This window comes from Methylovorus menthalis (assembly GCF_020523625.1).
In the GTDB taxonomy this organism is placed as follows: Bacteria; Pseudomonadota; Gammaproteobacteria; order Burkholderiales; family Methylophilaceae; genus Methylovorus; species Methylovorus menthalis.
This window is the reverse complement of record NZ_JAJAQH010000005.1, coordinates 215,606-223,326: the sequence shown is the minus strand read 5'-3', so window position 1 is coordinate 223,326 and position 7,721 is coordinate 215,606. Positions and strand designations below refer to the sequence as shown.

Annotated in this window: 11 protein-coding genes and 4 tRNA genes; 1 reads left to right on the top strand and 14 read right to left on the bottom strand. The window is 48.9% G+C overall.

The annotated features are described in order from the left end of the window. From LG204_RS05750 to LG204_RS05700, 11 genes are all read right to left on the bottom strand, one after another. Window positions 1-105, bottom strand: a 105-nt coding sequence (locus LG204_RS05750) for a GTP-binding protein (RefSeq protein WP_002945289.1), incomplete at its 3' end; no start/stop codon positions are given. Window positions 106-143: 38 nt separating this feature from the next. Further along, window positions 144-218: transfer RNA gene (locus tag LG204_RS05745), tRNA-Thr, on the bottom strand. A gap of 24 nt (window positions 219-242) precedes the next feature. Then, a tRNA-Gly gene (locus tag LG204_RS05740) sits at window positions 243-318 on the bottom strand. A gap of 40 nt (window positions 319-358) precedes the next feature. After that, a tRNA-Tyr gene (locus LG204_RS05735) sits at window positions 359-443 on the bottom strand. 62 nt (window positions 444-505) lie between these two features. Next, window positions 506-581, bottom strand: a tRNA-Thr gene (locus LG204_RS05730). Between the two features lie 11 nt (window positions 582-592). After that, window positions 593-1,012 carry a ClpXP protease specificity-enhancing factor gene (locus LG204_RS05725; protein ID WP_230336364.1) on the bottom strand — a complete coding sequence of 140 codons (420 nt, stop codon included), beginning with the start codon at window positions 1,010-1,012 and terminating at the stop codon, window positions 593-595. 4 nt (window positions 1,013-1,016) lie between these two features. Beyond that, window positions 1,017-1,616, bottom strand: coding sequence for a glutathione S-transferase N-terminal domain-containing protein (locus LG204_RS05720; protein WP_013441114.1), 600 nt, complete (start codon window positions 1,614-1,616; stop codon window positions 1,017-1,019). Window positions 1,617-1,684: 68 nt separating this feature from the next. Continuing rightward, window positions 1,685-2,419, bottom strand: a complete 735-nt coding sequence (locus tag LG204_RS05715; protein ID WP_230336363.1) for a cytochrome c1 — start codon at window positions 2,417-2,419, stop codon at window positions 1,685-1,687. Next, complete coding sequence (locus LG204_RS05710) at window positions 2,419-3,702, bottom strand: cytochrome b (protein WP_230336362.1); 1,284 nt, start codon at window positions 3,700-3,702, stop codon at window positions 2,419-2,421. The genes LG204_RS05715 and LG204_RS05710 overlap by 1 nt, the downstream gene beginning before the upstream one ends. 2 nt (window positions 3,703-3,704) lie before the next feature. Further along, entirely contained in the window at window positions 3,705-4,301 is a 597-nt protein-coding gene (gene petA / locus LG204_RS05705) for a ubiquinol-cytochrome c reductase iron-sulfur subunit (RefSeq protein ID WP_230336361.1), read from the bottom strand. A gap of 97 nt (window positions 4,302-4,398) precedes the next feature. Next, on the bottom strand, window positions 4,399-5,145 hold the full coding sequence (locus LG204_RS05700) for a Nif3-like dinuclear metal center hexameric protein (RefSeq protein WP_230336360.1): 747 nt from the start codon (window positions 5,143-5,145) through the stop codon (window positions 4,399-4,401). Between the two features lie 37 nt (window positions 5,146-5,182). On the opposite strand from LG204_RS05700, the gene LG204_RS05695 reads away from it, so the two are divergent. Next, a complete protein-coding gene (locus LG204_RS05695) occupies window positions 5,183-6,337 on the top strand; it encodes a Do family serine endopeptidase (RefSeq protein WP_230336359.1) in 1,155 nt (384 codons plus the stop codon). 31 nt (window positions 6,338-6,368) lie between these two features. Here the strand turns inward: LG204_RS05695 and LG204_RS05690 are convergent, their stop codons facing one another. The 3 genes from LG204_RS05690 to tatB form a co-directional block, all read right to left on the bottom strand. Further along, window positions 6,369-6,491, bottom strand: a complete 123-nt coding sequence (locus tag LG204_RS05690; protein ID WP_230336358.1) for a DUF3149 domain-containing protein — start codon at window positions 6,489-6,491, stop codon at window positions 6,369-6,371. Between the two features lie 145 nt (window positions 6,492-6,636). Beyond that, the gene (gene tatC, locus LG204_RS05685; protein WP_230336357.1) at window positions 6,637-7,365 is read right to left on the bottom strand and encodes a twin-arginine translocase subunit TatC; all 729 of its coding nucleotides are present in this window, start codon (window positions 7,363-7,365) and stop codon (window positions 6,637-6,639) included. Beyond that, complete coding sequence (gene tatB, locus LG204_RS05680) at window positions 7,362-7,715, bottom strand: Sec-independent protein translocase protein TatB (protein WP_230336356.1); 354 nt, start codon at window positions 7,713-7,715, stop codon at window positions 7,362-7,364. Before tatB ends, tatC begins: the two co-directional genes overlap by 4 nt. Window positions 7,716-7,721: the final 6 nt, after the last annotated feature.

Genomic DNA, 7,721 nt, shown 5'->3' with positions numbered 1-7,721 from the left:
GATCGTCGTGATCGCTGCTGTCAATGTCGTCTTACCATGGTCAACGTGACCAATCGTGCCTACGTTGACGTGCGGCTTCGTCCGCTCAAATTTACCTTTTGCCATTACCGTTTCCTTTAACCGACTTTATCAAGTTAATGAAGTGGTGCCCATGGCGGGAATCGGACCCGCGACCTCTCCCTTACCAAGGGAGTGCTCTACCACTGAGCCACATGGGCGCTTTACTAAATTCTTACTTAAACTGGAGCGGGCGACGAGGTTCGAACTCGCGACATCTTGCTTGGAAGGCAAGTGCTCTACCAACTGAGCTACACCCGCGCGCCTCGCCAGTTATCAACGCTGGCTCCAACTTTAAATTTGGTGGAGGGGGAAGGATTCGAACCTTCGTACTCTGAGAGAACGGATTTACAGTCCGTCGCCTTTAACCACTCGGCCACCCCTCCAAACCGAACCCGAGATTATGCTGACAATTTCACTTACTGTCAAACCCTAACTGGGCGGTAACTGGTGCCGGATGTCGGAATCGAACTGACGACCTTCGCATTACAAGTGCGCTGCTCTGCCAACTGAGCTAATCCGGCGTAAAACTTATTTAATCTTTTTTAACCAACGTCAGAGATGGCTTTTTGACTTCTTTGAGCACCTCAGGCTTTACCACCGCCGCAGACTGCCCAACCTGATCAGGAATATCCAGATCAGATTCAGCATCAAAAAACATGCCCTGACTATTTTCGCGAGCGAAGATACCACGAACAGCAGCAATTGGCACGTAAATATTTTGCGAAGCACCAGAAAATCTTGCTGAAAAACTGATTGCCGCGTTGTCAATCACCAAGTCCTTGGTGGCTGAATAGTTGATATTTAACACTATTTCGCCATTCTTCACGTATGCCATGGGTACGCGGGTATTTTCATCCACCGCCACCAACAAATGTGGCGTAAACCCGTTGTCGACGCACCACTCGTGCACGGCACGTATCAGGTAAGGCTTGGTGGATGAAACAATTGCCATACCGTTACTTCCGCATTGCTTTTTCGGAAGGCGTCATCGCTTCGATGTAAGCCGGGCGAGAGAATATACGTTCTGCGTACTTAAGTAAAGGAGCAGCTTGCTTAGGCAATTCAATTCCATAATGACCGAGACGCCACAACAGCGGCGCAATGGCTACATCCAGCATGGAGAATTCGTCGCCAAGAATATATTCCTGACGACTGAACAACGGCACGATCTGCGTCAAATTGTCACGAATAATCAGACGAGCCTTATCTGCAAGCTTCTGATTACCAGATTCAATATCCTTGATGTGGCTGAACAATTGCTCTTCAAAGTTGTGCAAAAATAATCTGGCGCGCGCGCGCATCACCGGATCCGCGGGCATAAGCTGGGGATGAGGAAAACGCTCATCAATATACTCATTGATGATATTCGCCTGCTGCAGCACCAAATCACGCTCAACAAGAACAGGGACTTCATTATGCGGATTGATCACTGCGAGATCTTCCGGCTTGTTGGCTAGATCGACGTCAATCACTTGAAAATCCATGCCTTTTTCAAAGAGCACAATACGACAGCGGTGGCTGTATGGATCAGTAGTTCCTGAATACAAAGTCATCATGATGTTGTTTCCTTACAAAACAAAAAAGCGGGATTGCCCGCAAAGGCAATCCCGCCTTGAATAGAACGTTAGTGTATATCTTTCCAGAATTCTTTTTTCAGATAGTAAGCAACGATGAAAAGCAAACCGAGGAATAAGATCACTATCAAACCCAATTGCAGACGCAAGCCTTTGGCAGGCTCACCCATAAATACCAGATAATTCACCAAGTCAGCGACCATCGCATCATATTGAGCGGGCTCGAGGGCGCCAGGCTTAGTCAGCACCAGCGTGTGCTTCTCGACTTCATTACCATGCTCATCAACTGCTTTCTGAACTTTGAGTATTTGCTCACCCTGTAGTTGCCAAAGCACGTGCGGCATAGCCACCTTGTCATAGACCGTATTATTCCAGCCCGTTGGGCGGGTCTCGTCCCGATAGAAACCACGCAAATAGCTATACAACCAATCAGGGCCATTTGCATACGCGCGCGCCTGGACAGACAGATCAGGAGGCGTTGCACCAAACCAAGACTTGGCATCACGCTTGGGCATGGTGACGATCATCGTGTCACCCACCTTCTCTCCGGCAAACATCAGATTGGACTTGATCTCAGCGTCGCTCAACCCAATGTCTTTAAGCCGGTTGTAGCGCATATAGGCTGCACTGTGGCAACTCAGACAATAATTTACAAATGTCCTGGCCCCACGCTGAAGCGAAGCCTGATTATTGGGATCAATAGGCGCATGATCAAGACGCACGCTTTCATTCGCCATTACCAAGGCAGGCAATAACAGGCCGACCAACAACAATACCTTTTTCATTATCCTGTTACCCTTTCTGGAACTGGCTTGGTCTTATCGATGCTGGTGTACCAAGGCATCAAGATGAAGAACAGAAAGTAAACCGCAGTGAAAATTCTAGCCACTACCGTTGCACGGTCCGCACCACCCACAATCAATGTTGAAGGTTCAAAAACACCCCAAACATTGGATGGCTCGGTACCGAGGTAACCCAGAATCAAGAAACTCACTACGAACAATGCCAGCCATACCTTGTAGATAGGGCCACGATAACGTATTGACTTCACCGGGCTACGATCCAACCAAGGCAACAAGGCAAAAATCACCACTGACAGACCCATGGCAGCTACGCCAGGGAACTGTGAATTCATGATGGGTGGCACCGCACGCAAAATGGAGTAGTAAGGCGTGAAATACCATACAGGAGCGATATGAGAAGGTGTCTTCAATGGATCGGCCGGAATGAAGTTATTTGCCTCAAGGAAGTAACCTCCCATTTCCGGCGCAAAGAAAATAATGGCCGAGAACACGATCAGGAAGACGGAAACCCCAACAATATCCTTCACCGTGTAATAAGGATGGAATGGAATACCATCCAAAGGGATACCGGTTTCAGGATCTTTGTGCTTCTTGATTTCAACACCGTCTGGATTATTCGAACCCACTTCGTGCAGAGCGATAATATGAGCGGCCACCAAGCCCAGCAATACCAGCGGAAGAGCAATCACATGGAAAGCGAAGAATCGATTAAGCGTTGCGTCAGACACCATATAGTCACCGCGCAGCCAAAGCGAAATATCCGGACCAACAAACGGAATGGATGTGAACAGATTGATGATAACCTGCGCACCCCAATACGACATCTGGCCCCATGGCAACAGATACCCGAAGAATGCTTCACCCATGAGCGCAAGGAAAATCCCCACACCGAACAGCCAGATCAGCTCACGCGGATTCCGGTACGAGCCATAAATCAAGCCACGGAACATATGCAGGTAAACCACCACGAAGAACATGGAGGCTCCAGTTGAATGCATATAACGAATCAACCAGCCCCAAGATACGTCCCGCATGATGTACTCGACGGACGCGAAGGCGAGCTCGGCATCGGGCTTGTAGTTCATAGTCAGAAAAATGCCGGTAACAATTTGAAGCACCAGAACCAACAGTGCTAACGAACCGAAGAAATACCAGAAGTTAAAATTCCTGGGAGCGTAATACTCCGACAGATGAGCTTTCCAGTTGGCCGTTAATGGAAAACGGTCATCCACCCATCCCAGCAAGCCAGTTAAGTATTTTTGCATGATTACGCAGCCCCCTTGTCGTCTTCACCAATCAACAGCAGGTTGTCGTTGATGTATTTGTGCGGAGGTACTACCAAATTGATAGGTGCAGGTGAACCCTTGAATACACGCCCAGCCAGATCAAAACGCGAACCGTGGCAAGGACAGAAGAAACCGCCCGGCCATTCCGGACCCATTTCATTGCCAGCCTGCAGCTTAGGGGAGGGAGAACAGCCCAAGTGCGTGCAAATACCCACAAGGACCATCAAGTTAGACTTGATTGAACGTGACGCATTTTGACAATATGCGGGCTGCTGCGTCGTTACTTCCAGCTTGGGATCGGACAGCTTGTCATCGTGCTGCACCAATGCCGTCATCATTTCCTGGCTACGATTGATAAGCCATACCGGCTTGCCTCGCCACTCTACTGTAATCATTGCTCCCGATTCGATCTTGCTGATATCAGCCTCGACCGGGGCGCCAGCGGCTTTTGCGCGCTCACTTGGCAACATACTACTAATAAAAGGAACTGCAACAGCCGCGGCCGCCACACCTCCTACTGCGGTAGTCGCTGCGATTAAAAAGCGCCGCTTCCCCTGATCCACTTGTTGATTCGCCATCACATTCCCTTAAAATTAATGCGACTTGCTTTAAATGCAGTTAATTAGCGCGCCATTTTACAGCGTTCAGAGAAAAACTTAAACCTAAAACCGCGGCTTATACAGGGTTATTGATTTCGATGTACTCATGTTGAACATTGAATCGATTTTTGAGATGTTCGCCTAAAGCCTGTACGCCATAGCGCTCAGTTGCGTGATGCCCTGCCGCAATGTAAACCACACCAGCTTCGTTTGCGAGATGCAAGTTCTGCTCAGAAACTTCGCCGCTGATATATGCATCCACTCCCAATGCGATAGCCTGTTCCATATATCCTTGCGCGCCACCCGTGCACCAAGCCACCCTGCTTATTGTTTTATCTGCCGACCCAAGCATCAATGCTTCACGATTAAGCACTCCCGATACATGCTGACTGAAGTCCTGCGCCGTCACGCTAGCAATCGTTCTGCCATAAGCAATAATATCCTGCTCCCCTGCCCATCCATCCTGCACCAAGCCAAGCTTTTTTCCTAATTGTGCGTTATTGCCCAGTTCTGGATGTGCATCCAGCGGAAGATGGTATGCGGCTAACGACATTCCACTCTCCAGCAAAAGCTTGATACGCTTTTGCTTTATTCCCACGATTCGCGCATCCTCATTCCGCCAAAAATATCCGTGATGCACCATCACAAGGTCTGCGCCACGCTCCCGAGCCGCTTCCAGTAGCGATAGGGATGCCGTCACCCCGGTAACCACACGCTCAACTTCCTCCTTACCCTCCACCTGCAGACCGTTGGGGCAATAATCCTTGAAGCGCGCTACCTGAAGAATTTGTCCGGTATAATCGAGCAACTCATTCAATTTCATTTTTCTGTATCCATTTTCGGAAAAAATCATTTAGATCATGCGCAAACTTTGGCTCATTTTTGCACAGACTGTCACCATCAGTCTCGCTGTCATTTTTGTCGCGCAGCAATTCTACCCAGATTTAATCGCCCCCAAATCCAAGCCTTTGGTCGTTACCGAAGCCCCAGCGACTCCAGCCTCAGCCATACCCCCCGGCTCTTACAGCTCTGCGGCAAAAAAGGCCATGCCGTCCGTTGTTAATATATTCACCAGCAAAAAGGCGGAAGCAAATCCTTCGCAACCCTTCATGGATGACCCGCTTTTCCGTCACTTTTTTGGTGATCAGCAGGATGAGCAACCTCAACGTGAAAACAGTCTTGGATCAGGTGTTATCGTCAGCACTCAAGGGCTGATTCTGACGAACCACCATGTGATTGAATCTGCAGACGAAATCGAGGTGGCACTTGCTGACGGCAGAACGGTATCAGCGCGCGTCGTGGGAACCGATCCAGAGACCGACCTGGCAGTGTTGAAAGTCGATGTGAGCAATCTACCCGCCATCACATTTGCAAAAGCCGATCAGATTAATGTGGGTGATGTGGTTCTGGCTATAGGTAACCCATTTGGGGTTGGTCAAACAGTGACGCAGGGCATTATAAGTGCCGTAGGTCGTAGCCACCTGGGGATCAATACCTTCGAAAACTTCATTCAGACAGACGCACCTATTAACCCCGGGAACTCAGGTGGCGCATTGATTGATACTGACGGTAATCTTGTCGGTGTGAACAGCGCCATCTATTCTCGCAGTGGCGGCTCGATGGGGATTGGCTTTGCCATTCCAGTCAGCCTTGCCAAGCAGGTAATGGAACAAATTATACGCCAGGGTAGCGTTACCCGCGGATGGATAGGGATCGAGGCTCAAGACATTACACCGGAGCTGGCAGAGTCTTTCAGGCTGAAGGAAGTACGCGGATCGCTCATTGCCGGCATATTGCGTGATAGCCCGGCGGAACGCGCCGGTTTAAAGCCTGGAGACATACTGTTGGAAATTGATGGCCGCCAGGTTCAAGACAGTTCAACCATGCTGAACCTCATCTCGAGCCTGAAACCAAACAAGAAAGCCATCTTGAAAATTTCACGGGATCAGAAGGAGTTTTCAGTGCCCGTTCTTATCGGCAAACGTCCTCGCCCAACAGTCGTCCCCACCGAGTAAGCCCGGGCACATGCCCGGGAAATTTCGCGCTCTACTTTGCGCGGTTTGCATGCACCACGCAATATCCCACCCAATAGCTGATCACTACGATCGTCAACACTATTGTCAGTATTGATGCGATTCCAACCCAGGATCCAAACAGTACCTTAAGCATTTCAATCTCCTTTACCCTGTCATTGTTATAGGCAAGTTGATCTTACGCCGGACAAAAATCTTTTTAAAGACCTTTTTTAAAATATGGTTAAATAACCATAAATAAATAATGGTTGTATGTATTTTTACAACGCTAACAGGAAAAGCTAATCCGCTTGGGTCGTACGAACTCGCAGAAAACCTGCGACGAGAATGCCTGCTTCATAAAGCAACCACAGAGGAACTGCCAACATGATCTGAGAAATCACATCAGGAGGGGTAAAAATGGCCCCGATGACAAATGCTCCGACAATAACATACGACCGTATATCTTTAAGTGTCTCGATTCTGACCAAGCCAAAATAGACGACCAACACCACAGCAACAGGCACCTCAAAAGCGATACCAAAGGCCATGAACAGGGTGATAACAAAATCAAGGTAGTTGCCGATATCAGTCATCACCGCGACACCCTCAGGAGCCGTACCTGCAATAAAGCCAAATACCACGGGGAAAACAAGAAAATAGGCAAAACACATTCCGGCAAAAAACAAGAGCGTACTCGCAAAAACCAGAGGCGCCATGAACCTGCGCTCGTGGGTATAAAGACCTGGTGCAATAAATGACCAGACTTGATACAGGGTATGTGGCAGGGAAATAACAAAGGCGGCTAACATCGCCACCTTCATGGGTACAAAAAAAGGTGTGGTGACGGCAGTCGCGATCATTTGCCCACCAGCAGGCAAGTGACTAAGCAAGGGTTGGGCTAATAGCGTGTAAATTTTATTGGCAAACGGGAATAAGCCGATAAAAACCAGAATAAGTCCGACCACAATGCGCAACAAGCGATTGCGCAACTCAATCAGATGCGAAATAAAGGTATCCGTCGTACTCACTGTGGCTTGCTAGCGTCTGAGTTTTCCGGGGGAGTGACGGTAGATGATGATGTGTCGGGAGGAATGATACTTCGCTCGACATCTTTAAGCTGCTCCTGCGCCTGAGATTGCATTTGATGCATATCCGCTTGCAGACGATCCGTGCCCTGCTTGATTTCCTGCTGCAATTTCTGCAAATCCTGGAATTGCAGTTCGCGATCAATATCCGATTTCACATTGGCAACATAGCGTTGCAAACGTCCCGCCAGCAAACCCAAGGTCCTTGCAACCTTGGGCAACTTTTCCGGCCCGATCACAATCAGGGCTACTACACCAATAAGTAGAAGTTCGGAAAAGGCGATATCGAACACGTATCT